The organism is Streptomyces sp. NPDC002566 (assembly GCF_042889585.1).
GTDB lineage: Bacteria > Actinomycetota > Actinomycetes > Streptomycetales > Streptomycetaceae > Streptomyces.
The window spans coordinates 323140-346827 of sequence record NZ_JBIARD010000001.1; the positions used below are offsets into that span (position 1 = coordinate 323140).

The 23688-nt window shown below is 73.4% G+C and carries 18 protein-coding genes and 1 pseudogene; 10 read left to right on the forward strand and 9 right to left on the reverse strand.

Annotation, left to right across the window (positions count from 1 at the left end; genetic code table 11):
• Positions 1-31: 31 nt before the first annotated feature.
• Entirely contained in the window at positions 32-1777 is a 1746-nt protein-coding gene (gene treZ, locus ACFYXA_RS01295) for a malto-oligosyltrehalose trehalohydrolase (RefSeq protein WP_389027268.1), read from the reverse strand.
• Positions 1778-1964: 187 nt separating this feature from the next.
• On the opposite strand from treZ, the gene ACFYXA_RS01300 reads away from it, so the two are divergent.
• Together ACFYXA_RS01300 and ACFYXA_RS01305 are read left to right on the forward strand one after the other, a co-directional pair.
• Positions 1965-2516 carry a DUF1707 and FHA domain-containing protein gene (locus tag ACFYXA_RS01300; protein WP_352247299.1) on the forward strand — a complete coding sequence of 184 codons (552 nt, stop codon included), beginning with the start codon at positions 1965-1967 and terminating at the stop codon, positions 2514-2516.
• Between the two features lie 83 nt (positions 2517-2599).
• On the forward strand, positions 2600-2791 hold the full coding sequence (locus tag ACFYXA_RS01305) for a hypothetical protein (RefSeq protein WP_352247298.1): 192 nt from the start codon (positions 2600-2602) through the stop codon (positions 2789-2791).
• Positions 2792-2891: 100 nt separating this feature from the next.
• Here the strand turns inward: ACFYXA_RS01305 and ACFYXA_RS01310 are convergent, their stop codons facing one another.
• The 3 genes from ACFYXA_RS01310 to glgX form a co-directional block, all read right to left on the reverse strand.
• Positions 2892-4145 (reverse strand): M14 family zinc carboxypeptidase, encoded by a 1254-nt coding sequence (locus ACFYXA_RS01310; RefSeq protein ID WP_389027271.1) that lies wholly within the window; start codon positions 4143-4145, stop codon positions 2892-2894.
• Between the two features lie 101 nt (positions 4146-4246).
• The gene (treY, locus tag ACFYXA_RS01315) at positions 4247-6592 is read right to left on the reverse strand and encodes a malto-oligosyltrehalose synthase (RefSeq protein WP_389027273.1); all 2346 of its coding nucleotides are present in this window, start codon (positions 6590-6592) and stop codon (positions 4247-4249) included.
• Positions 6593-6708: 116 nt separating this feature from the next.
• Entirely contained in the window at positions 6709-8826 is a 2118-nt protein-coding gene (glgX, locus tag ACFYXA_RS01320; protein WP_352247295.1) for a glycogen debranching protein GlgX, read from the reverse strand.
• A 519-nt stretch (positions 8827-9345) separates the two neighbouring features.
• On the opposite strand from glgX, the gene ACFYXA_RS01325 reads away from it, so the two are divergent.
• Both ACFYXA_RS01325 and ACFYXA_RS01330 read left to right on the forward strand, forming a co-directional pair.
• Positions 9346-10614, forward strand: coding sequence for an SAV2148 family HEPN domain-containing protein (locus tag ACFYXA_RS01325; protein WP_389027276.1), 1269 nt, complete (start codon positions 9346-9348; stop codon positions 10612-10614).
• Positions 10615-10828: 214 nt separating this feature from the next.
• On the forward strand, positions 10829-11551 hold the full coding sequence (locus ACFYXA_RS01330) for a 3'-5' exonuclease (protein ID WP_351092280.1): 723 nt from the start codon (positions 10829-10831) through the stop codon (positions 11549-11551).
• Positions 11552-11579: 28 nt separating this feature from the next.
• Here the strand turns inward: ACFYXA_RS01330 and ACFYXA_RS01335 are convergent, their stop codons facing one another.
• Together ACFYXA_RS01335 and ACFYXA_RS01340 are read right to left on the reverse strand one after the other, a co-directional pair.
• Positions 11580-12443 carry a phosphotransferase enzyme family protein gene (locus tag ACFYXA_RS01335; RefSeq protein WP_389027279.1) on the reverse strand — a complete coding sequence of 288 codons (864 nt, stop codon included), beginning with the start codon at positions 12441-12443 and terminating at the stop codon, positions 11580-11582.
• Between the two features lie 101 nt (positions 12444-12544).
• The gene (locus tag ACFYXA_RS01340) at positions 12545-13444 is read right to left on the reverse strand and encodes a DUF3152 domain-containing protein (RefSeq protein ID WP_389027281.1); all 900 of its coding nucleotides are present in this window, start codon (positions 13442-13444) and stop codon (positions 12545-12547) included.
• Between the two features lie 140 nt (positions 13445-13584).
• Here ACFYXA_RS01340 and ACFYXA_RS01345 point away from each other — a divergent pair.
• Together ACFYXA_RS01345 and ACFYXA_RS01350 are read left to right on the forward strand one after the other, a co-directional pair.
• Positions 13585-13659, forward strand: a pseudogene (locus ACFYXA_RS01345) (DNA-binding response regulator); the annotation flags it as partial.
• 271 nt (positions 13660-13930) lie between these two features.
• Positions 13931-15661, forward strand: a complete 1731-nt coding sequence (locus ACFYXA_RS01350; protein ID WP_389027283.1) for a hypothetical protein — start codon at positions 13931-13933, stop codon at positions 15659-15661.
• Positions 15662-15682: 21 nt separating this feature from the next.
• On the opposite strand, the gene ACFYXA_RS01355 is transcribed toward ACFYXA_RS01350, so the two are convergent.
• On the reverse strand, positions 15683-16129 hold the full coding sequence (locus ACFYXA_RS01355) for an anthrone oxygenase family protein (RefSeq protein WP_389027285.1): 447 nt from the start codon (positions 16127-16129) through the stop codon (positions 15683-15685).
• 148 nt (positions 16130-16277) lie between these two features.
• On the opposite strand from ACFYXA_RS01355, the gene mgt reads away from it, so the two are divergent.
• Entirely contained in the window at positions 16278-17480 is a 1203-nt protein-coding gene (mgt, locus tag ACFYXA_RS01360) for a macrolide-inactivating glycosyltransferase (RefSeq protein WP_389027287.1), read from the forward strand.
• A gap of 134 nt (positions 17481-17614) precedes the next feature.
• Here mgt and ACFYXA_RS01365 read toward each other — a convergent pair whose 3' ends face one another.
• The gene (locus ACFYXA_RS01365; protein WP_352247290.1) at positions 17615-19882 is read right to left on the reverse strand and encodes an MMPL family transporter; all 2268 of its coding nucleotides are present in this window, start codon (positions 19880-19882) and stop codon (positions 17615-17617) included.
• Between the two features lie 236 nt (positions 19883-20118).
• Between ACFYXA_RS01365 and ACFYXA_RS01370 the strand changes: the two genes are divergently transcribed.
• The 3 genes from ACFYXA_RS01370 to ACFYXA_RS01380 are packed head-to-tail and all read left to right on the forward strand — an operon-like array spanning position 20119 to position 22334.
• The gene (locus tag ACFYXA_RS01370) at positions 20119-20667 is read left to right on the forward strand and encodes a DUF1697 domain-containing protein (protein ID WP_389027289.1); all 549 of its coding nucleotides are present in this window, start codon (positions 20119-20121) and stop codon (positions 20665-20667) included.
• 34 nt (positions 20668-20701) lie between these two features.
• Positions 20702-21739 (forward strand): ketopantoate reductase family protein, encoded by a 1038-nt coding sequence (locus ACFYXA_RS01375; protein WP_389027291.1) that lies wholly within the window; start codon positions 20702-20704, stop codon positions 21737-21739.
• Between the two features lie 10 nt (positions 21740-21749).
• Positions 21750-22334 (forward strand): TIGR03086 family metal-binding protein, encoded by a 585-nt coding sequence (locus ACFYXA_RS01380; RefSeq protein ID WP_389027293.1) that lies wholly within the window; start codon positions 21750-21752, stop codon positions 22332-22334.
• 7 nt (positions 22335-22341) lie between these two features.
• Here the strand turns inward: ACFYXA_RS01380 and ACFYXA_RS01385 are convergent, their stop codons facing one another.
• Positions 22342-23652: an MFS transporter gene (locus ACFYXA_RS01385; RefSeq protein WP_389027295.1), complete on the reverse strand. Its 1311-nt coding sequence runs from the start codon at positions 23650-23652 to the stop codon at positions 22342-22344.
• Between the last annotated feature and the right edge of the window lie 36 nt (positions 23653-23688).

Genomic DNA, 23688 nt, shown 5'->3' on the forward strand with positions numbered 1-23688 from the left:
CGGCGCCCCCGCCTCAGGGGTGCGGCGCCCCTCAGTCCTGCTCCAGCACCACGCACGCCTCCCCGGGCACCTGCAGCAGCCCGTCCGGGCCCGGGGCCTCGACCGGCTCCCAGGCCGCCAGCACCCGGGCGGGCCGGGTGCCCAGGGGAATGGCCGCCGGGTCCTTGCCGAGGTTGACCACCACCCGGACATCGCCCCGGCGGAAGGCCAGCCAGCGGGCCCGCGCGTCATGGGCGACCTTGATGTCGGCCAGGTCGGGGTCGGTCAGGTCCGCCAGCTCGTGCCGCAGCGCGATCAGCCTGCGGTACCACTCCAGCACGCGCGCGTGAGGCTCACGCTCAGGCTCCGACCAGTCCAGGCAGGACCGTTCGCGCGTCGCCGGGTCCTGCGGGTCGGGAATGTCCTCCTCGGCCCAGCCGTGTGCGGCGAACTCCCTGCGCCGGCCCTGACGTACGGCCTCCGCGAGCTCGGGGTCGGTGTGGTCGGTGAAGAACTGCCAGGGCGTGCCGGCCGCCCACTCCTCGCCCATGAACAGCATCGGCGTGAACGGGGAGGTCAGGATCAGCGCGGCCGCGCAGGCCAGCAGGCCGGGGGAGAGCGAGGCCGACAACCGGTCGCCCTGGGCGCGGTTGCCCACCTGGTCGTGGGTCTGGCCGTACCCGAGGAGCCGGTGCCCGGGCAGCCGGGTCCGGTCCAGCGGCCGGCCGTGGCGGCGGCCCCGGAAGCTGGAGTACGTGCCGTCGTGGAAGTAGCCGCCGGTCAGGGTCTTGGCGAGCGCCGCGAACGGCTCGCGCGCGAAGTCGGCGTAGTAGCCCTGGGACTCGCCGGTCAGGGCGGTGTGCAGGGCGTGGTGGAAGTCGTCGTTCCACTGCGCGTGCAGGCCCAGGCCGCCCTCCCGGCGGGGCGTGATCAGCCGGGGGTCGTTCAGATCGGACTCGGCGATCAGGAACAGCGGCCGGCCCGTCTCCGCGGCGAGGGCGTCCACCGACTCCGACAGCTCCTCCAGGAACGGGTACGCGCGCGTGTCGGCCAGCGCGTGCACCGCGTCCAGGCGCAGCCCGTCCAGCCGGTAGTCGCGCAGCCACGCCAGCGCGCTGCCCAGCAGAAACGCGCGGACCTCGTCCGAGCCGGGCGCGTCCAGGTTGACGGCGGAGCCCCACGGCGTGTGGTGGGTGTCCGTGAAGTACGGGCCGAAGGCGGGCAGGTAGTTCCCCGACGGCCCCAGATGGTTGTGCACGACGTCCAGGACGACGCCGAGGCCGAGCTCGTGCGCCCGGTCCACGAACCGCTTCAGCGCCGGCGGCCCGCCGTACGGCTCGTGCACCGCCCACAGCGACACGCCCTCGTAGCCCCAGCCGTGCCGGCCGGGGAAGGGGCACAACGGCATCAACTCGACGTGTGTCACGCCGAGTTCGACGAGATGCTGGAGCCGGTCCGCGGCCGCGTCCAGGGTGCCCTCGGGCGTGTACGTGCCCACGTGCAGCTCGTAGAGGACCGCGCCCGCCAGCGGACGGCCCGCCCACTGCGCACGCCACGTGTGGCGGCCGTGGTCGACGACCGCGCTCAGCCCGTCGGGGCCGTCCGGCTGACGGCGGGAGCGCGGATCGGGCAGCACGGGCCCGTCGTCCACCGCGAAGCCGTAGCGGCTGCCGTCGGCGGCCTCCGCCTCACCGGTCCACCAGCCCGCCCGGTCCGGATCGCGTTCCAACGCGCGCGTGACGCCGTCGCACTGGAGCGTCACACGTTCGGCCTGCGGTGCCCACACCTCGAACTGCACGGACGGTTCCCCTTCGTCTGCTCACCGGGATGTAGCCGGTCCCATCGTGCTCCAAACGGGATCAATCCGCTTTCGGAACGCTCCGCTTGCCCGAAGGTGTCGCGACGCGGGCGCCGGAACGGGCGCGCGCGGCCGTCGTTCTCCCGTTTTCTGGACACCCGGGGTCCGCTGACCGACAATCACGAGCGTGACGTCGTCCTTCGAGTTCAACACCTCCCCCGCGCGGCTCTCGGACGCGGAGCGCGACCGGGCGCTGAAGGAGCTCCGCGACGGCGTCGCCCTGGGCAGGCTGTCGCACGACACCTTCATCCGCCGCATGGAGCTGGCGCTCGCCGCCCGCCGTTCCGACGAGCTCGTCGCCCTCACCGCCGACCTGCCCAAGGAGAACCGCTTCTCCCGCGTCGTCTTCGGCGCCGTCGAGGCGGTCTCCGGCTTCGGCGTCCGGCTGCGCCGCGCCTGGCAGGCCGAGCGGCTGCCCAAGCTGCTGCTGCCGCACCCCGACACCGCGTACGCCCTGCGCATCGGCCGGGACCCGGGGAACGGGCTGCGGCTGCACCACGAGAGCGTCTCGCGCGCGCACGCCGAACTCAGACGCCAGGGCGGCATATGGGTCCTGCGCGACCTGGGCTCCACCAACGGCACGACGGTCAACGGCCGCCGCGTCATCGGCGCGGCCGTCGTCCGGGAGGGCGACATGGTCGCCTTCGGCCGCATGGCCTTCCGCCTGTCGGCGACCTGACCCCTGGCAACCCGCCGGACCACCGCCGCACGATCGGGTGAGGGGGACTGGGGAACCGGGCCCGTCGTGCCGATGCACCGGGCATGAAGCCCCTTCCCACGCCGCACCTGCTGGCCGCCCTCCCCGGCGCGGCCGCCCTGCTGCTCTCCATCGGCGCCGTCACCCCCGCCGAGGCCGGCATCCCCGGCGACCGGCTCCAACGGCCCGTCGGCGAGGGCGACTACAAGAAGACCTACGAGAACGTCCCGAAGTCCGCAGGGCCCGGCCTGCCGTAGACAAGGCACGCGCCGCCCCGACCAGGACGACCGCGCGCCCCAGCCGCTGACGACCGTGCGCCTTGCCGGTGCCGCCCCCGTCGGCGGCACCGCCCGGCGCTCACCGTGCCGTGCCCTCGCGTGCGTGCAGGGCCGCGGCGACGACCGTCCGGGACTGGTGTTCGACCTGGTGCTCCAGCGGCACCCAGCGGGCGCGGAAGCGTTCCGCGAAGGTGCCGCTCCAGGCCTCGACGAGGCGCCCGAGACGCGGGGCGGCGCGGTCGTCCTGCTCCCGCAGGACCCGCCACAGCATGGCCGCGGCCCGCAGCGGCAGCCGGCGGGCGAAGGCGTCCACGCTGCCCACGTACGCCATGGAGGTGCCCGCCGGCGGGGTGTGGACCCAGTCCGAGGCCAGGCCGGGCGTCAGTTCCAGCGTCCAGCGGGCCGCCCTCAGCAGCGGCCCGTCAACGCCCTCCAGGCGCGGCAGCGCGTCCGCCAGCAGCAGCTCGACCTCCGCCGCGTCCCGCCGCAGCCGGCCCGCCAGACGCCGGATCGCCGCCGCCGGGGCCGGATGCGGCGCGGGGTCGTCCACCAGGTCGCTCGCCCACATCGGCACCTCCACGACCGCCGTCAGACCGCCGTAGCGGTGCGCGTGGTACCAGGTGCTGTGCCGGGCGTCGTCCGGCAGGCTCGGGTACGCCGCACGCGCCCCAGGCCCCGGCATCACGTGCACGCCGGGACCGGACGCCGGCCAGCCCGCCGCGTCCGAGGCGCCCGTCTCCACCGGGATGTGCCACTGCGCCGCGGACTTGGCGAACGGCTCCGCCAGCCCGGGGATGTCCTTCGTCAACTGCACCCAGCTGCCGCCCAGATCGGTGCCGTGCAACGTCACCTGGAGGTAGGGGCGCAGCTCGTCGATGACACGGGTCAGCGCCCGCGTCTCGGGCGGCAGCCGGTCGGGCGGGAGCACGGCGGGCGACCACTCGGGCTGCTCCGGTCCCGCCGGCCTGAAGAAGCCCCGGTGGTACTCCAGCAGGCTGCTCGGCGCCGGCGTCACATGCAGACTGGCCCCGTCGGGATCCGCGCACAGCAGGAAGTGCCAGGACGTGCCGTCCCGCAACTCGGGCTCGCGCACCACCCGTTCGGCGACGGCGAGAAGCGTGGGGCCGCCGGTCGGCTCGTTCGCGTGCGCCCCGGCGACGACCAGCACCGCCCGCCGGGCGTGCCCCACGGACAGCAGGCGCAGAGGGCGTCCGGCGCGTGAGGTCCCCACCTGCCGCAGCGTGCACAGCCCGGGGCGCGACGCCGCCAACGCCCTTGCACGGGACGTCAGTTCGGTCACGGTGGGGTAGCGCAGCTCCGGCAGGAGACTCACCCCCGTCTTGTCCGCCCGGCCTTCGCATCCGCAGTACCCCACGGACTCCGGGCCCTGTCAAGGACGCCTCCGTGGAGCCGCGAGAGGACCGCCGGAACCGGTCAGTCCACCCGTTCCAGCAGGGCCGCAGGCAGCCGCTCGAACAGCTCCTCCACGCGCGTGTGCCCGGTGAACTCCCGCCCCGGCGACAGGACGTCGGCCCACCGCCCCGGCGGCAGCGTCAGCCGCGTGTCACGCCAGCCGCCCGCCTCCGCCAGCCGCAGCGACAGGCGGGTCACCGCCGTCACCGCCCGCCCGGAACGGGCGAAGGCCAGGCAGTGCTCCGCGGCCGGGCCCTCGGCCGGCAGCGCCTCGTACGTCGCCGACGTGCCGAAGGCGTCCGGCCGCCGCCGGCGCAGCCGCAGCGCCGCCGCGCTCACCTCCGCCTTGACGCCCGGATCCGCCGGCGGGAAACGGACGGGACGCCGGTTGTCGGGGTCCACCAGCGCCAGGTACTCGTCCTCCGTGCCCTGGTAGACGTCCGGCACGCCCGGCATCGTCAGGTGCACCAGCGCCGTGCCCAGCACGTTCGCCCGGATGTGCGGCTCCAGCTCACCGCGCAGCGCGGCCACCCGCTCGCCCGGCGGCCCGCACGGGCCCGCCTCGACGAACGCGGCCACCGCCTCCTCGTACGACGGCTCCTGCTCGGTCCAGCTCGTGCGCAGCCCCGCCTCGCGCACGTGCTTCAGCAGCGCCTGACGGACCCGCTCCGCGTCCGCCTGGCCGAGCCCGAACACCGTCTGCCAGGCCGCCCACGCCGTCTGCCCGTCCGGCGCGCCCTCCACCGCGCCCGTGACCTGCTTCAGCACCCGCGCCCAGCGCCCCGGGCACTCCGTCAGCACGGCCAGCGCGGCCCGTACGTCGGCGCTGCGCTTGGTGTCGTGCGTCGACACGACCGTCCCGCCGGCCGGCCAGTCACGCTGCACGCGCGCGCAGTACGCGTGGAACACGGCCGGGGACACACCCTGCCGGCCCGGATCGCCGCCCACCTCGTTCGCCGACAGCAGCGGCACGTACCGGTAGAACGCCGTGTCCTCCAGCGCCTTGGCCCGCAGCGCGGACGACGTCTGCGCGAACCGGGCCCGGAACTCCGCCGCCGCGGGGCCCTCGCCCCGCCCCAGCACCAGAGCGCGCACCACGTCCACCGCGCCCGCCTCCTCGGGCACGGCGAAGGCGCGCCGCGCCTCCTCGGCTGCCTCCTCCGTGACGACGGCGGCCGCGTCGCCCGGGCCGTAGGGCCGGTAGACCTCCATGCGCACCAGCAGCTCCACCAGCGCCGTGCGCAGCGCCCAGGGCGCGCGGTCGCGCAGCGCGGGGTCGCAGGAGGCGGCGCACACACGCACCGCCGTCCGGGTCAGCCGGTCCAGTTCGGTGGCCAGTTCGTGCTGGAGCACCGTGTACGCGGCCCGCCGCGCGGTCGCCGGCCAGTCGCCGCCCGCATCCGGCCGGGGGGCCGCGTGACGCCGGTACAGGTCCTGGAGCTCCCCGGCGCCCTGGGCGTCCGTGAACAGGCCGTCGACGTGGCGCAGGGCGTCGTAGCCGGTGGTGCCGGCGACCGGCCAGGCGTCCGGGAGGCGCTCGCCGTCCGCGAGGATCTTCTCGACGACCGTCCAGCGGCCGCCGCTCGCCTCGTCCAGCCGCTCCAGGTAGCCGCCGGGGTCGGCGAGCCCGTCGGGGTGGTCGACGCGCAGACCGTCCACCACGCCCTCGTGCAGCAGCTGGAGGATCTTGGAGTGCGTGGCCTCGAAGACCTCGGGGTCCTCCACCCGCACCCCGATCAGCTCGGAGATGCTGAAGAACCGCCGGTAGTTCAGCTCGGTCCGGGCCAGCCGCCACCACACCGGCCGGTACCACTGCGCGTCCAGCAGCTGCGGCAGCGGCAGGTCCCCGGTGCCCTCGCGCAGCGGGAAGACGTGGTCGTGGTAGCGCAGCAGGTCCCCGTCGACGCGCAGGTCGTCCAGCACGTCGCCCAGCGGCCCGCCGAGCACCGGCAGCAGCATCTGGCCGCCCTGCGCCTGCCAGTCGACGTCGAACCAGCGCGCGTACGGCGACTTCGGGCCCTCCCGCAGCACCTCCCACAGGGCGCGGTTGTGGGCCGGGGCCATCGCCATGTGGTTGGGGACGATGTCCACGACCAGCCCGAGCCCGTGCTCCCGCGCGGTGCGCGCGAGGTCCCGCAGCCCCTCCTCGCCGCCCAACTCCTCGCGCACGCGCGCGTGGTCCACCACGTCGTACCCGTGCAGCGAGCCGGGCACCGCCTCCAGCACGGGCGACAGGTGCAGATGCGACACCCCGAGCGAGGCCAGGTACGGCACGGCCGCGGCGGCGGCGCCGAACGGGAACCGGGGCTGGAGCTGAAGGCGATAGGTGGCCGTGGGCACGACGGGTCCGACACGCTCAGAGGTCATGGAACCCTACGTACCCTCTCCCACCCCTTTCCTGACACCCGGAACCGCCCGAACAGGCGGGGCGGGCGCGACCCCGGGGCCCCGCCCGCCCCGGGACGCCGAGGCGACCTCGCCCGTCAGGCCGGCCGCTGGAGGACGGTCATGCTGCGGTCCGTCAGGGTGAGGCGGTCGCCGGCGGCGACCTCGACGGCCTCGTCCCCCGCCACCGCGCCCGGGTTCGCCGTGTCCACGACGACCCGCCACCGCCGGCCGTGGTCGACCGGGACCACGAACTCCAGCGGACGCGGCGAGGCGTTGAACATCAGCAGGAACGAGTCGTCGCTGATCCGCTCCCCGCGCGCCCCGGGCTCCGAGATCGCGTTGCCGTTGAGGAACACCGTCAGCGCCGACGCCTGCGCCGACGTCCAGTCCCGCTGGGCCATCTCCTTGCCCTCCGGAGTGAACCAGGCGATGTCCGACAGGTCGTCGTGGGTGCCCTCCACCGGCCGCCCGTGGAAGAAGCGCCGCCGCCGGAACACGGGGTGCTCCTTGCGCAGCCGCACCACCGCGCGCGTGAAGTCGAGCAGCTCGCCGCCCTCCTCGCCGGGCTCGGGCCACTCCACCCAGGCCAGCTCGTTGTCCTGGCAGTAGGCGTTGTTGTTGCCGCGCTGGGTGCGCGCCACCTCGTCCCCGTGGCTGATCATCGGCACGCCCTGGGACAGCATCAGGGTGGCCAGGAAGTTGCGCATCTGCCGCGCGCGCAGCTCCAGCACCTCGGGGTCGTCGGTGTCGCCCTCCACGCCGCAGTTCCACGACCGGTTGTGGCTCTCGCCGTCGCGGTTGTCCTCCCCGTTGGCCTCGTTGTGCTTTTCGTTGTACGACACCAGGTCGTGCAGGGTGAACCCGTCGTGGCAGGTCACGAAGTTGATCGAGGCCAGCGGGCGGCGCCCGTCGTCCTGGTAGAGGTCGGAGGACCCGGTCAGCCGGGAGGCGAACTCCGCGAGCGTGCGCGGCTCGCCCCGCCACAGGTCCCGCACGGTGTCCCGGTACTTGCCGTTCCACTCGGTCCACAGCGGCGGGAAGTTCCCCACCTGGTAGCCGCCCTCGCCCACGTCCCACGGCTCGGCGATCAGCTTCACCTGGGAGACGATCGGGTCCTGCTGCACCAGGTCGAAGAACGACGACAGCCGGTCCACCTCGTGGAACTGCCGGGCCAGCGTCGCCGCCAGATCGAAGCGGAACCCGTCGACGTGCATGTCCGTCACCCAGTACCGCAACGAGTCCATGATCAGCTGGAGCACGTGCGGGGACCGCATGAGCAGCGAGTTCCCGGTCCCGGTGGTGTCCATGTAGTAGCGCGGGTCGTCGGTCAGCCGGTAGTACTGCGGGTTGTCCAGGCCCCGGAAGGACAGCGTCGGGCCCAGGTGGTTGCCCTCGGCGGTGTGGTTGTAGACCACGTCGAGGATGACCTCGATGCCCGCCTCGTGCAGCGCCCGCACCGCCGACTTGAACTCCAGCACCTGCTGCCCGCGGTCGCCCCAGGAGGCGTAGGCGTTGTGCGGGGCGAAGAAGCCGATGGTGTTGTAGCCCCAGTAGTTGTTCAGGCCCATGTCGACGAGCCGGTGGTCGTTGACGAACTGGTGTACGGGCATCAGCTCCAGCGCCGTGACGCCCAGCTCGGTGAGGTGTTCGAGGATGGCCGGGTGCGCGAGGGCCGCGTAGGTGCCGCGCAGCTCCTCCGGCAGCCCCGGATGGCGCATCGTGAGGCCCTTCACGTGCGCCTCGTAGATCACCGTGTGGTGGTACTCCGTACGGGGGCTGCGATCGTCGCCCCAGTCGAAATAGGGGTTGACCACGACGGACGTCATCGTGTGGGGCGCCGAGTCGAGGTCGTTGCGCCGTTCGGGGGAGCCGAAGTGGTAGCCGTACACCTCCTCGCCCCAGCGGACCGAGCCGCTGATCGCCTTCGCGTACGGGTCGAGCAGCAGCTTCGCCGAATTGCAGCGCAGTCCGCGCTCGGGTGCGTACGGGCCGTGCGCACGGAAGCCGTACCGCTGCCCCGGCATGACGCCCGGCAGGTACGCGTGCCGCACGAAGGCGTCGCTCTCCCGCAGTTCCACCGCCGTCTCCGAGCCGTCGTCGTGCAGCAGACACAGCTCTACTCGGTCCGCGGCCTCCGTGAAGACCGCGAAGTTCGTTCCGGCGCCGTCGTACGTGGCGCCGAGGGGGTATGCCTCTCCAGGCCAGACCTGCATGGATACGACTCTTTCAGGTGTGCCGTCCCGCTGGGGGTCCCTTGCCATCGAGTCTCCCGGAAAGTGCCGAAGGTAAACACCGGCGCGTCCTCTTCACCCTGCGCGTCGTCCGCTTCACCCCGGTACGACAAGTACGGGCCGCGGACCGGCGGCGAAACCGTCCCCCCGCCGGCTCCCGGCGCGGCGAACCCGCCGGCGGGCGAGCGGGCGGGAAGGCCCCCGCCCGCCCCGTGACCTGGGTGAACCCCGGATCCCGCCGTGTCGCGCGCGGTGCGGTCCCACGGCCCGTGCCGGTCCGCCGGCAGGGCCCGCCGCTCGTCCCGCGCGCCGTGACCGCCATGAATCCGATCACTGAGAGCCCCCCTGCCGAACGGAACGCGCTTGCCGGCGCGAGCAGTTGGGAAACGACCTGTGCATCCGGCTGCACCGCCGACCGCTCGCGGAGTACCCTTCCTTGATCGTTGGCAGATCGTAGGAAGAACGCGGCGCCTCGGCGCCGGGAACGACGCTGGGACCAGGGTGCCCGGGGGAGCGGAAGGCGGTACGCGGGTGGGCTCGGGAGGGCTGGAGCTGCCCCCTGGTGACGAGGGTCACGAGGGAGGCTCCTCCACAGACGTCCCTTCCGGCACGGTGTCCCTGGCCCGTCCGATGGAGGGCGCCATCGGACCGGAGCTGGACTGGGACGCCGACGCCTGGCGCGAGGTCCGCACCCGCGCCCAGCGGGCCGGCCGCGCCTACATCTGGCTGAACCTCGTCGAACAGCGGCTGCGCGCGGTCGTGTCCGCCGTCCTGCGGCCCATCTACGAACCTGTCCACGGCGACGACTGGGTGGTCGCCGCGGCCGGACCCGCCGGACAGGAGTGGGTGCACCGCGCGGTCGCCGTGCGTGAAGTCAGCCGCCGCAAGGGCTACTTGCTCGACCCGGCCGACGACAACGTCATCTCCTTCCTCACGCTGCCGCAGCTGCGCGAGCTGATGGTGCAGCACTGGCCCTGCTTCGAGCCGTACCTCGACGACCGCCGCGACGTCGAACTCGCCCTGGACGAGCTGGAGGTCACCCGCAACGTCGTCTCCCGCAACCGGGCCCTGTCCGAGGCGGTCCTCGGCCAGGCCGAACGCGCCTCCGCGCGGCTGCTGGAGACGCTCGGCACGGGCGGTGACGTGCCCTCCGCGCGCCGGCTGCCCGTCGACGCGGTCGAGGACCTCGTCGGCGACCGGTACGCGGACGTGGTCGCCGTCCACCCCGACCGGGTGCGGCTGATGCGGCAGTTCCCCGCCGAGGACATCTTCGACGGGGCCCGCCGTCTCGACGCGATCGGCATCGGCCTCAACCTGCTCGTGCAGAACTTCTCCGGACGCCGGCTGATCCGGCTCGCCGAGGCCGGCGCCCGGGTCCGGCTGCTGTTCCTCAACCCCGCCTCCAGCGCGGTCAAGCGCCGGGAGCGCGAACTCGGCATGAAGCGGGGCGAGTTGAGCCGGTCGGTGGAGATGAACATCCTGCACATGCGCCGGGTCCGCTCCCGGCTGCGCGACCCGGGCGCCTTCCAGATCCAGGTGTACGACGAGACGCCCCGCTTCACCGCCTACCTGGTCGACGGCGACGGCACCGACGGCGTCGCGGTCGTGCAGTCCTATCTGCGGCGCATGCGCGGGATGGAGGCGCCGGTGCTGGTCCTGCGCAACGGCAGCCGGGTGGTCAGGTCGGGCGAGACGGACGAAGGCGGGCTTTTCGGGGCGTACCGCGAGGAGTTCGAGCTCGCCTGGGTGGATTCGCGCCCGGTGTCCTGAACCTCCCGGTTCCTCCGCCGAGTCGGCCGCATGAGCGGGACGCCGGTCGGCCGGGCCTTCGCAACGCCTGTCGGCCGGGCCTTCGCAACGCCGGTCGGCCGGGCGGCCGGAGCGTCGATGGGCCGGGCAACCGGAACGCGGCCCTCTGATTGTCAGTGGCGCGTGCGAAGGTGGGGACCACTGGGGGAAAGCACCACCGAGAAGGGGGGCCACCATGGCCTGGCACCGAGAGCTGCTCATCGGCTTCGACCTGGAGACGACCGGCACGGATCCGCGCGAGGCGCGCATCGTCACAGCGGCCGTGATCGAGGTCAAGGGCGGGCAGGTCCTGGGCCGTCGGGAGTGGCTGGCCGATCCGGGCGTGGAGATCCCGGCCGACGCCGTCGCCGTCCACGGCATCAGCAACGAGCGGGCGGCGACCGAGGGCCACCCGGCCGACCAGGTCGCGAACGCCATCGCGGACGTCCTGGTGACGTACTGGAAGACGGGCGTGCCGGTCGTCGCCTACAACGCGGCCTTCGACCTCTCGCTGCTGTCCGCCGAACTCAGGCGGCACTCCCTGCCGTCGCTGCGCGAGCGGCTGGGCGGCCGGGCCCCGGCCCCGGTCATCGATCCCTACACCATCGACCGCTGGGCCGACCGCTACCGCCGGGGCAAACGCAACCTCGAAGCGGTCTGCGCCGAGTACGGCGTCGTCCTAGACGCGGCGCACGACGCCTGCGCCGACGCGCTCGCCGCGGCCCGCCTGGCCCGCGCGATAGCCGAGCGCCACCCCAAGGTCGCCGGCCTCGGCCCCGCGGAGCTGCACCTGAGGCAGATCGACTGGTACGCCGAATGGGCCGCCGACTTCCAGGCCTTCCTGCGGCGCAAGGGCGACACCGAGGCGGTGGTCGACGGGACCTGGCCGGTCAGGGAACCCGCCGACGAACCGGTCTGAGCGGCCGCGTCCCCGAACGGGGCGACCGTCAGAACGGGTACCAGCGCACCGTCTCGTCCCCGTCCCGCAGCGACGCCACCCGGCGCTCGAACTCGGCCAGGGCCGCGAGGTTGCTCGGCGCGTGCTGGGCGACCCAGGCGCAGCTCGCCGTCTCGCGAGCGCCGCGCAGCACACCGCAGCCCGCCCACTCCCGCACGTCCCAGCCGTAGGCGGCGGTGAAGGAGTCGTAGGCGTCGGCGGCAAGGCCGTAGCGGTCGCGGGAGAGGGCCATGACGACCAGGTCGTGCTCGCGCAGGTCGGAGGAGAAGGTCTCCAGGTCCACCAGGACGGGGCCGTCCGGGCCGATGTGCACATTGCGGGGCAGGGCGTCGCCGTGGACGGGGCCGGGCGGCAGGTGCGGGGTGAGCGCGGCGGCGGCCGTCGCGAAACCGTCCCGGCGCTCGCGCAGGAAGGCGGCGTCGGCCGGGTCGATCGCGTCGCCGGCGAGCCGGAGCCAGCGCTCCACGCCGGCCAGCAGATCGCGCGGCGGCAGAGCGAAAGGGGGAGCGGGCAGGGCGTGCACCCTGCGCAGGAGGACGGCCAGGTCGCGCGGTTCGGCGGGCCGTGCCGGGTCGGGCAGCCGGCGCCACACCGTCACCGGGTGGCCCTCGACCAGCAGGGCGTGCGGCTCGGCGGCGCGCACGGCGGGGACGCCGGCCTCCTCCAGCCAGGCGGCGACGTCCAGTTCGCGGCGAGCCCGGTCGAGGAGTTCGGGGTCGCGGCCCACCTTGACCACCAGGGGGCCGGCGGCGAACACCGCGTTCTCGCCCAGGGCGAGGAGCCGCGCGTCCCCGGCCGGGCCGGGCAGCACCCCCGCCGCGGCCAGTACGTCCCGCGCGCGTGCCTCGTCCATGGTCCGCCTCCGTGTCGCTTGCGTGCCCCGCCGCCCGGCCGTCGCGCCGGCCTCGGGGCATCCGACGGCCAGTCTCGCATTCGCACAGGTGGGGCCGGGTTTCAGGTGAGCGTGGGGCCGGTCACGAGCCGTCCCTTCGCGTCGTAGGGCCAGACGTTGGGGACGCAGCCCCGCATGCCCTTGATCTGCTGCATCATCGCGGGGGCCGGGCGGCCCGGTCCGGGGCAGTCGACGTGGCCGTGGCCGAGGAAGTGGCCGACCTCGTGGTTGATGATCAGGGCACGGTACGCCGTCACGTCCTTGGCGTAGACGGGCGTCGCCAGGAGCCAGCGCTTGAGGTTCACCATGACCTTGTCGGCCACGTTGCAGTTGACCTCGCCGCCGGTGTCCAGCCCGAACCGGCCGCAGATCTCGTCCACGGTCCCCGGCGTCGCGACCCGTACGACGAAGTCGGCGGCGCCGCCCGACACCCGCCGGAACGCCGAGCGGCCGTCGGCGGTCCAGCCGCGACGGTCGGCGAGGACGCCCTCCACCTGCCGGGCGACGTCCGCGGCGGACAGCGCGAGCCCCTTCTCCACCTCGACCCGGTAGCGCAGCGCCTTCCCCTTCCCCGCCTGCGCGCTGCCGCCGGGCGCGACGACGAAGGTGCCGGGGCCGGTGGGCGGGATGACGGGCGCGGAGGGGGATGCCGCGGGTGGAGCCGGTGAGCCGGCGGCGACCGGGCCGGACGGGCGAGCGGACGGACCGGCGGACGGACCGGACGGGGAAGAAGCCGACGGTAAACGGTCGGTGGGCCGGGCCGGTGCGGGGGAGGAGGCCCGGCTGCCGGCCGCCTTCTCGCCGTCGTCCGCCCATCCGACGACCGCGAAACCACTGGCCCCGAGGACGGTGAGCGCGGCCAGCCCCGCCCACAGCGCGCCGGTGCGCCGCCGCCCGGAGGCGGGAGTGGAGCCGCCCCGACGGTGACGGTGACGGGCGGAATGTGATCGGTGCGTGCTCATAATCGTCCAGGTTGTGATCGTGATGTGATCGAATCTGGCTCGAATGATAACGAAGCAATAACGGCCCATGATCCGCGGGTCCATATGATCATCCGGCAACAGAAATCCGAACGCCCGCTCGGCGTACGGATACTGAGCGCATGTCACGCGTTCTGCTGATCGAAGACGACCGTGCCGTACGGGAGGGGGTCGCCCTCGCCCTGCGCCGCCGCAGCCAGGCCGCCCAGCTGATCTGCACGGTCCTCGCGGCACAGGGCGTCGCCGACCAGGGCGCCGCCCCGGCGTCGGCGACCGTCCAGGATGCGGCCGGCCATGACCTCGGCGCAACCGGCCGGAGCTGTCAGGCGGGTTGATGGACACCCGTTGTGCAGTCGTCGGCCACGCGCTCGTCACCGGGGTCCACGAAAGTCACACGGGCACCGTCCCGCTCGCCGCTCGCCCACGGCGGCAACTCCGCCCCGTGCGCCGCGCCTCCTGGAGACTCAGTTGACCACCGCTCCGCCCCTGGAGACCCTCGCGCCGCCCCCCAACGGCGGCTCGAGCGCACCCGCCCGGTCCGCGCCCGGAGGGCTCGCCCGCACACTGACCCGTCGTTGGTGGCCGGCTGTCGCCGAGTGCGTGGTCGCCGTGGCGATGGCGCTCGGCTTCACCGCCTGGGGTGTGACGGTCGACGACAACCCGATCACGCGGGTGGGGCAGGTCAGCGGGCTGTCGAACCTTCAGTTCCGGCTCGCGCTGCTCGTGGTGGTGGTTCTCGCCGTGGTGGGCTGGTCGACCGTGCGCGGGAGCGAGCGGGTGCGGGCGGTCACGGTCCGGCTGGCCGCCGCGGCCGTCGCCGGGCTGAGCACCGGGTTCATCGGCGCGGGCCAGGTGTTCGCCCTGCGTGGGACCCCGTGGCCGCTCAACGGGCCCTACGCGGACAACAACCGCATCCTCGGCTGGGCGGAGCAGGTGCTGCACACCGGCTCGATGGACGCGTTCTATCCGCCTGCCGTGCCCTACATCCTGGGGTACGCGGCCAAGGCCGGCCTCTTCGACGGGCAGCCGGCCTTCGGGCTGAAGTGGCTGTTCATCGCGTTCGTCGCGCTGACCGGGCCGGTCGCCTACCTCGCCTGGCGGATGTGCCTGCGGCCGCTGCCGGCGCTCGCCGTCGGTCTGCTGCCCGCGCTCCAGCAGACGCTGCCGCACAAGCCGTACAGCCCGTTCGTCCTCGTCGCGCTCGTGCCGCTCATCGCGAAGCTGCTGCTGTGGCTGCGCGCCTCGCCCCGCTTCACCACCCGCGGGACGGCGGGACGCGGCGCGTTCCTCGGCGTCGCCTTCGGACTGCTCTTCCTCGTGTACTCCGGCTGGCACGTGTGGTCCCTGCCCGGCGTGCTCGTCGCCGTCCTCTTCTTCTACCCCTGGCAGACCGGACGGCTGCGCGGACTGCTCTTCCTCGGCAGCTCGCTGGCCGGGTTCCTGCTGGTCGCGGGCGCGTATCTGCGGGTGCTGCTCGGCGCGACCGGCACCCGGGACCAGTGGTGCTCCGGGTTCGCGCTGACCGAGCCGGCGTACATCGGCACGACCCCGCTCAGCAGCCGGGCCTGGGACGAACCCGGTGAGTACCCGGGCTTCGGCGAGTTCGCCGGACTGCACACCTACGCCGTGATCGTCCTGATCGGGCTCGGCGTCGCCGTCGCACTCGGGCTGCGCAAGGCCGTCGTGGTCGCGCCGCTCGCCTGTTTCGCGAGCGCCTGGTTCATCCGGTTCTGGCTGGCCGGGCACATGGAGGCGGACCAGCAGGTCCAGCTCTTCCCCCGGACGACGTTGCAGATCCAGGTGACGCTCACGGCCCTCGCCGTCCTGGCGTGCGTCCTCGCGGCCGGAAGGCTGGCGCCGCTCGTCCGCCGGGCCGGGACCTCGCCCGCACGGCAGTTCTCCGCCGTCGGAGCGCTGCTCGCCCTGGCCCTGGCGGGCGGCATGATCGGCTCGTTCTTCGCCAACCAGTACCTTCCCACCGCGCCCGCTGAGCGGCAGGTGGGCGCGATGGCCTGGCAGGCCCACCAGTTCCGCAAGCCCGACGGCGCCTGCCCCGAGTACGCCGACCGGCACGAGTGCCAGGACTTCCCGAACCGCCCTGTCGTCGAACCGCCCACCGCCAAGCGGCTGGTGTGCGAGTACCCGTGGCGCAAGGTCGGCCGCGACGGCTCGATCGAGGTGCTGCCGCCCCGGCCGTAGGCGCCTTGTCCGGCCCTCGGTTCAGGCGAGGGCGGTGACCAGCAAGGCGAAGGCGGCGACGATGACGGCGACGCGGACGTAGTGGAAGCGGTCCCAGTGGTTCATCTGCTGCTTCCAGTCGGCGGGCAGGCCGTCCGCGGTCCACGTCTTGACGCGGTTGTTGATCGGGACGAGCAGCAGGATCGACATGACCACGCTGATGATCAGCAGCGCGGCGGCGGTGACGACGAGGCCCGCGCCGTCGTGGTGCCGTCCGGCGACGGCCCAGACCGCGCTGAGGGCGAGCGAGCCGATGTACCAGAACGGCATCACGGCGCCGAGCAGCCGGGCCCCGTGAATCCGGCCGCGCAGGCCGTTGTCGCCGGGAAGGCCGCCCAGGATCGGGTTGACGAAGAAGGCGACCGAGAACTCCACCCCCACCATCACGCCGACGATCACGGTGGTGAAGACCTCGAGTGCGTTGAGCATGACGACCCCTCCTGGAATCAATCTAGCGTTGCTAGGCGATGAAGCAATGCTAGACCTAATGCTGCTCGATTGTCTAGCAGTGCTAGCGACAATTGCATGCCCGTAAACTCGGTTGTACGAGACGTCTCGTCTCGTCTAGGGTTCCGGCATGACCACTCCCGCGCACATCGCCATGTTCTCCGTCGCCGCCCACGGGCATGTGAACCCCAGCCTCGAGGTGATCCGTGAACTCGTCGCGCGCGGCCACCGGGTCACCTACGCCATCCCGCCCGCCCTCGCCGACAAGGTCGCCGGGACCGGCGCCGAGGTCGTCCCCTGGCACTCCACGCTGCCCGGCCCCGACGCGGACCCGTCGGCCTGGGGCACCACCCTCCTCGACCACGTCGAGCGCTTCCTCGACGACGCGATCCAGGCGCTGCCCCAGCTGGCCGAGGCCTACGACGGGGACGAACCCGACCTCGTCCTGCACGACATCACCTCCTATCCGGCGCGCGTCCTGGCCCACCGCTGGGGCGTCCCCGCGATCTCCCTCTCGCCCAACCTCGTCGCCTGGGACGGCTACGAGCAGGAGGTCGCCGAGCCGATGTGGGCGGAACCGAGGAAGACCGAGCGAGGGCAGGCCTACTACGCCCGGTTCGAGGCGTGGCTGGAGGAGAACGGCATCACCCGGCACCCCGACGCCTTCGTCGGACGGCCCGACCGATCGCTGGTGGTCATCCCGAAGGCGCTCCAGCCGAACGCCGACCGGGTCGACGAGAGCGTGCACACGTTCGTCGGCGCCTGCCAGGGCGACCGTGCCGCCGAGGGCGCCTGGACGCGGCCCGCCGGCGCGCGGAAGGTCGTGCTCGTCTCGCTCGGCTCCGCCTTCACCAAGCAGCCGGACTTCTACCGCGCCTGCGTCGAGGCGTTCGCCGCACTGCCCGGCTGGCACCTCGTACTCCAGATCGGCCGGCACGTCGACCCGGCCGAACTCGGGGAGCTGCCGGACAACGTCGAACTCCACTCCTGGGTGCCGCAGTTGGCGATCCTGAAGCAGGCCGACCTGTTCGTCACCCACGCCGGCGCGGGCGGCAGCCAGGAGGGGCTGGCCACGGCCACCCCGATGATCGCCGTACCGCAGGCCGTGGACCAGTTCGGGAACGCGGACATGCTCCAGGCGCTCGGCGTGGCCCGGCACGTCCCGACGGAGGAGGCCACCGCCGAGAGTCTGCGTGACGCCGCCCTGGCCCTGGTCGACGACCCCGAGGTCGCCCGCCGGCTGAAGGAACTGCAGGCGGAGACGGCGGCCGAGGGCGGCACGCTCCGCGCCGCCGACCTGATCGAGGCCGAGCTGCCCCGAAACCGGTCATGAGCCGGCCCGACCGGCCGTGAGACGAGCCGAGCCGCGCTCGAACCCGGCACGACCGAGGGCCCGCCGGCCTCCCTGGAGACCGGCGGGCCCTCGGCGCGCTGAGCCCTGACGGGCCGTCAAGCAGTCACATCCGCTCAGACCTTGACGGGCTCGCCCTCGTCGTCCCGCGTCACCGGCGCGATCGCCTCCGGCGACTCGTCGTGCGTGAGGTCGGGCAGCCGGTGCAGCCACTTCGGCAGGTACCAGTTGCGCTCGCCGAGCAGCGCCATGACCGCCGGGAGCAGCACGCCCCGGATGACCGTCGCGTCGATCAGCACCGCGGCCGCGAGGCCCACGCCCATCTGCTTCATGGACTGCATCGACAGCGTCCCGAAGATCGAGAACACGGCGACCATGATGACGGCGGCGCTGGTCACGACGCCCGCCGTGGTGACCACGCCGTGGGCGATCGCGTCCTTCGTGGTCCGCCCCCGCAGCCGTGCCTCACGGATCCGGGAGACCACGAAGACGTGGTAGTCCATCGACAGGCCGAACAGGATCACGAACAGGAACAGCGGCAGCCAGGTGATGATGGCGCCCACGCCCTCCGCGCCGACCAGCGACGCGCCCCAGCCGTGCTGGAAGACGGCCACGAGGATGCCGTACGCGGCGCCCACCGACAGCAGGTTCAGCACGATCGACGTGATCGCGATCGTCAGCGAGCGGAACGACAGCAGCATCAGCGCGAAGGCGAAGACCACGACGAACGCGAAGACCGGGACGACGGCCCCGCCCAACTGGTCGTTGAAGTCCTCGGACCCGGCGACCTGCCCGGTGATCGGCGCGTCGAGGCCGTCCACCTTGCCGAGCGTGGCCGGCCGCACCTCGTCGCGCAGCTTGTCCAGGCTCGCGCCCGCCTTGTCCAGGTCGGAGCCGCCGACCAGCGGGACGTACACGAAGGCGACGTTCTGCTGGTCGTGCAGCTTGATCTCGACCGGGCCGCGCGAGGCGCCCGAACTGACCGCCCGCGTACGGAACTCGGCGAGCGCCGACTTCACCTCGGGCGCGTTGATGTCCTTCGCCCGGACGACCACCTCGGCCGGCTGGGAGCCGCCGGGGAAGGCCTCGTTGAGGCGGTTGTAGGTCTGCACGATGGGCAGCGAGTCGCCGAACTCCTGGTCCAGCGTCAGCTGTTGCGTCTTCATGCCGAGCGCGGGCACGGAGATGGCCAGCAGCGCGCCGGCCGCCACGACCACGGAGACCGCGGGCTTGGCCAGGACGCCCTTCAGGACGGCCGTCCAGAACCGGCTCTCGCCGTTGCCCCGCCCCCGGTTGCGGCGCAGCCGGCTCTCCGGGTGCAGGTAGGGGATCTTGCCCTTCTCGACCCGCTCGCCCAGCAGCGACAGCAGCGCCGGCAGCACGGTCACCGAACCGACCATGGCCACGGCCACCACCATCAGCGAGGCCAGGCCCATCGCCTCGAACTCGGCGAGCCCGGTGAACAGCATGCCCGCCATCGCCACGCACACCGTGACGCCGGAGACGACGATCGCCCGGCCGCTGGTCGCCGCGGCGATCCGCAGCGCGGTCTGCGCGTCCCGGCCGGCCGCCCGCTCCTCACGCTCCCGGCGCAGGTAGAACAGGCAGTAGTCGACGCCGACGGCCAGACCCACCAGCAGCATCACGGAGTTGGCGGTGTCACTCATCGGCACCACATGGCTGGCCAGGCCCATCAGACCCATCGTCGCGATGATCGCGGTGATCGCCAGCAGCACCGGCAGCAGCGCCGCGACGAGCGCGCCGAAGGCGATCAGCAGAATGCCGAACGCCACCGGAACCGCAGAGTACTCGGCCTTCTGGAAGTCGTCCCCGAACGCGTCGCTGAACGTCTTCATCATGCTCGCGCCGCCGATCTCCTCGATCCGCAGCGACCGGTGCTCCTTCTGCACGCCGTCGACGGCCTTGAGGACCGGCTCCACCCGCTCGCCGGCGGTGTCGGAGTCACCGCGCATGTCGAACTGCACCAGCGCGCTGTGGCCGTCCTTGGAGATGGTGTGCGTGTCGTAGGGAGAGGTGACGTCGGTGACCTGTCCGGTGCCCTCGACGGCCTTCACGACCGCCTCGACGGCCTGCCGGAACTCGGCGTCCGTGGCCTTCAGGCGGCCGTCCCTGGCCTGCACGAGGACCGACTCGCTCGCCGGCTCCTCGATCCCCGCCTCTTCGATGATCTTGGCGGCGGTGTGCGTCTCGCCCTTCAGCTGGTCGCTCTCCTTGACGTCGACCCGGCCCGCCGCCGACCCGAGTCCCATGGACAGGACGACGAACAGCACCCAGATCCCGACGGCGGCCCACCGGTGCCGGGCGCTCCAGCCGCCGGCCCGCGCGGCGATGCCCCGCACCCGCGAATCTCCGCTCTTCCCCATGACGGGCTTTCCCCCTCGAGGCGCGGCGGCGGCCCCCTGCCACCACCTTTCACCACGAAGGTAGGGCTCGGATAAAGCCGAATCGTCGTGCTGCCCGGTGACCTCCGCTCCGCCCGGGTCCTCCCCTCGGAGCGCGTCGTCTCACCGCTGGGGAGGAGGAAGGCCCTTACATCTAGTTCCACCGTCTCGGGGCCGCTCATCAGGGGCGGGCCGTGGCGAAGGCCTACGGTGTGCGCATGACGACGACGTACGCCGCCCTGCTGCGCGGCATCAACGTGGGCGGCGCCCGGAAGGTCCCGATGGCCGACCTGCGCGCCCTCATGGAGGAGCTCGGCCATGACGACGTGCGCACCTACCTCCAGAGCGGCCAGGCCGTGTTCTCCAGCGACCACGGCGACGAGGACGGCCTCGCCGCACAACTCGCGCGGGCCGTCGAGGAGCGGTTCGGCTTCGCGGTCGACGTGATCGTCCGCGACCACGCCTATCTGAAGGCGGTCGCCGAGGCCTGCCCGTTCCCGGCCACCGCACTGGAGGCCAGGCAGCTCCACGTCACCTACTTCTCCGCGCCCGTCGCCCCGGAACGCTTCGCCGGGATCGACCAGGAGGCGTTCCTGCCGGAGGAGTTCCGCCTCGGCGACCGCGCCCTGTACCTGTACGCGCCCGAAGGGCTCGGCCGCTCCAAGCTCGCCCAGCAGCTGTCCCGGCCCGGCCTCACCAAGGGGCTCGTCGCGACGACCCGCAACTGGAACACCGTCGTCGAACTCGTGAAGTTGACGGGCGGCTGACCGGCCGTGCACACGCGTGTGCGAGGCTCGTCGCATGCGCTACGTCATCATCGGGGCAGGGGCGGTCGGCGGAACCGTCGGCGGGCGGCTCGCGGGAGCCGGGCACGAGGTCGTACTGGTCGCGCGGGGCGCGCACCGGGCGGCGCTGAGCGAGGGCGGGCTGCGACTGCGGGTGCCCGAGGGCGAGTTGACGTACCGGCTGCCCGTCGTCGACGGACCCGAGGCGCTCGGCACGCTGCGCGCCGACGACGTCCTCGTCCTCGCCGTGAAGACCCAGGACAGCGAGGCGGCCCTGCGCGCGTGGGGCGCGGCGCCCGTCGAGGGCGGGGGCACGGCCGCCGAGCGGCTGCACCTGGTCTGCGCGCAGAACGGCGTCGAGAGCCAGCGTCTGGCCCTGCGCCGCTTCAGGCACGTCTACGGCGTCTGCGTCTGGCTGCCCTGCACCCACCTCGAACCCGGGGCGGTCAGCGCCGCCGGCGCCCCCCTCACCGGCATCCTGCACCTCGGCCGCTACCCGCACGGCGTCGACGACACCGCCCGCCGGATCGCCGCGGACCTGGAGAAGGCGCACTTCGAGGCGCCGGTCGTGCCGGACGTGACCCGCTGGCAGTACGCCAAGCTGCTGGCCAACCTGGGCAACGCACTGGACGCGCTGAGCGGCCCGGTCGACGGCGAGGAGGCGGCGGCGCTGCTCGGGAGGGTCCGGGCCGAGGGGGAGGCCGTGCTGCGGGCCGCCGGCATCGCGTACGCGAGCGCCGAGGAACAGCGGGCGGTCCGCGGCGACAAGGTCACCCTGGTCCAGCTGGACGGCGTCCCGCGCGCCGGCGGCTCCTCCTGGCAGTCCCTCAGCCGGGGCGCGGGGACCATCGAGGCCGACCACCTCAACGGCGAGATCGTCCTCCTGGGCCGGCTGCACGGCGTCCCGACCCCGCTGAACGAACTGCTGCAACGGCTCGCCAACGAGCACGCGCGCGACCGCAGGGCGCCCGGCTCGCTGCCGGTGCGCGAACTGGTCCGCCTGGCGGACGACGCCGTCGCGTTCGTTCAAGAGTCCGGCGGCGTCCGCTCCTAGCGTGAGGCGCATGAAGCACGACGAGACACACCGGTACATGTCCGAATGCGCCGCCGAGGCGGCCCGCGTCGCCCGCGGCGTCCCGGCGGCGGACCTGGACAAGCCCACGCACTGCGCCGACTGGGACCTCAGAGCCATGGTCAACCACTGGGTCCTCTACACCTCCCACGGCCTGGAGCACCGCGCCCTGCGCAAGCAGCTTCCCGAGGAGCTCCTCACCCGCGACTTCACCGCCGACCCGCTGTGGGCGCAGGCGTACGCGGCCCGGCTCGACCGCGCGGTCGACGCATGGGCCGACCCGGCGGTCTGGGAGGGCGAGGTCGATCTCGGCGGCGGCACGCTGCCCGCGGCGGACCTCGCCGCGATGATCGTCAAGGAGACGGCCGTCCACGGCTGGGACGTCGCCGTCAGCACCGGCCAGGCGTTCCACGTCTCCGACGGCGCGGCCCGGCTCGTCCTCGACGTGGTCGAACGCCACGGCGACCTCTACCGCCGGTACGACGGCTTCGCCACCCCCGTCCCCTGCCCGCCGGACGCCCCGCCGTTCGAGCGCGCGCTGGCGGCGAGCGGCCGCGACCCCCGCCTGGGGGAGTGAGAGACCCTCACCCGCCCTCGCCCCGCCAGTCGTCCCGCGCCGCCCACCGCACCGCCGGTCCCACGGCCAGGCCCGCCGCAGCGAACAGCAGGCCCAGGGCCGCCCAGCCGGCTGAGCCGTGACCGATCGCGGTGATCGTGACCAGGGCCGGGCCCGCCATCATCCCCGCCGACATGCCCGCGCCGAAGACCCCCTGGTACACGCCGTGGACGCGGGCGTCGGCGAGGGCGTAGCCGAGGGTCCAGCCGCCCGCCGCCGACAGGACCTCGGCGAGGACGTGGACGACGGCGCCGGCGGTGAGGGCGACGACGGCCCAGACGGGGGAGAGCCCCGCCGACAGGGCGTACACCGCGCAGGCCACGGCGAGGAGCAGCCCGGACCAGCCCATCGCCCGCACCGCGCCGGGCACTTGGGAGAAGCGGCGGGCGACCGGCACCTGGAGCAGGGCCACCAGCGCGCAGTTCACGATCATCAGCAGGGCGGCCGTCCAGCGCGGCGCGTCGGTCCGCTCGACGATCCACAGCGGCAGCCCCACCTCGGCGAGCGTGTACTGCACGACCAGCACCGAGTTCAGCACGGTCACCGTCAGATAGGGCAGATCGCGCACCGCCCGCCAGCGGTCCCCGGCCGGGGCGTCGTCGCCGAGGGCCGCACGGTCCAGGGCGTGCGCGGCCAGGGGCAGACCGGGGATCAGCAGCGCCGGCCCGGCGAAGGACACCGCGTTCAGCGCGATGACCGTCGTGTACGCCTCACGGGTGTCGACCTGCAACGCGACCGCCCCGAACAGGCCGCCCAGCCCCATGGCCACGTTGGTGACCATCCGCAGGTACGCCCGCGACTCCACCCGGGTCGCCACCGGCAGTACCTCCGCGTACAGCGCGCCCTGCACACCGCGCGACGCCATCTGCAGCCCGGTCGCGCAGACCACCGCGACGAGGAAACCGACGTAGGTGTGCACGAGTACGTACGCGGCCGTGGCCACCCCTGTGCCCGCCCACAGCAGCGCGGCCACGCGCCGTGCGCCCCACCGGTCCGCCGCCCGTCCCGCCGGCACCCCCGCCGCCACACCGACGAGTCCCGCGCACGTCATCCCGAGCCCGACGGAGGTCGCGTCGAGGCCGACGATCCGGGTGAAGTACAGGACGCCGAGGGGGAAGTAGAGGCCGTTGCCTAGGGAGTTGACGAGGGTCAGCAGCGCGGCGCGGCGCAGCACGGGATCGGCGGGCAGCAGTCCGGCGGCCCGCGAGACGGGCCCCTTTGCCACGGGTTCGGAGGAACTGCCCCTGTCGGGAGCCGAGTTGGCCGGGGTGATGGTCATGTCCGACAGCCAACCCGTCGCACCCCGGGCGGCGGC

Excerpts from the sequence above, each read along its gene's own strand:
- ACFYXA_RS01385 (WP_389027295.1), bottom strand. The coding sequence starts at position 23,652 with ATGACCATCACCCCGGCCAACTCGGCTCCCGACAGGGGCAGTTCCTCC.
- ACFYXA_RS01365 (WP_352247290.1), bottom strand. The coding sequence starts at position 19,882 with ATGGGGAAGAGCGGAGATTCGCGGGTGCGGGGCATCGCCGCGCGGGCC.
- ACFYXA_RS01330 (WP_351092280.1), top strand. The coding sequence starts at position 10,829 with ATGGCCTGGCACCGAGAGCTGCTCATCGGCTTCGACCTGGAGACGACC.
- ACFYXA_RS01380 (WP_389027293.1), top strand. The coding sequence starts at position 21,750 with ATGAAGCACGACGAGACACACCGGTACATGTCCGAATGCGCCGCCGAG.
- treY (WP_389027273.1), bottom strand. The coding sequence starts at position 6,592 with ATGACCTCTGAGCGTGTCGGACCCGTCGTGCCCACGGCCACCTATCGC.
- mgt (WP_389027287.1), top strand. The coding sequence starts at position 16,278 with ATGACCACTCCCGCGCACATCGCCATGTTCTCCGTCGCCGCCCACGGG.
- ACFYXA_RS01305 (WP_352247298.1), top strand. The coding sequence starts at position 2,600 with ATGAAGCCCCTTCCCACGCCGCACCTGCTGGCCGCCCTCCCCGGCGCG.
- ACFYXA_RS01375 (WP_389027291.1), top strand. The coding sequence starts at position 20,702 with ATGCGCTACGTCATCATCGGGGCAGGGGCGGTCGGCGGAACCGTCGGC.
- ACFYXA_RS01340 (WP_389027281.1), bottom strand. The coding sequence starts at position 13,444 with ATGAGCACGCACCGATCACATTCCGCCCGTCACCGTCACCGTCGGGGC.
- ACFYXA_RS01335 (WP_389027279.1), bottom strand. The coding sequence starts at position 12,443 with ATGGACGAGGCACGCGCGCGGGACGTACTGGCCGCGGCGGGGGTGCTG.
- ACFYXA_RS01355 (WP_389027285.1), bottom strand. The coding sequence starts at position 16,129 with ATGCTCAACGCACTCGAGGTCTTCACCACCGTGATCGTCGGCGTGATG.
- ACFYXA_RS01370 (WP_389027289.1), top strand. The coding sequence starts at position 20,119 with ATGACGACGACGTACGCCGCCCTGCTGCGCGGCATCAACGTGGGCGGC.
- glgX (WP_352247295.1), bottom strand. The coding sequence starts at position 8,826 with ATGCAGGTCTGGCCTGGAGAGGCATACCCCCTCGGCGCCACGTACGAC.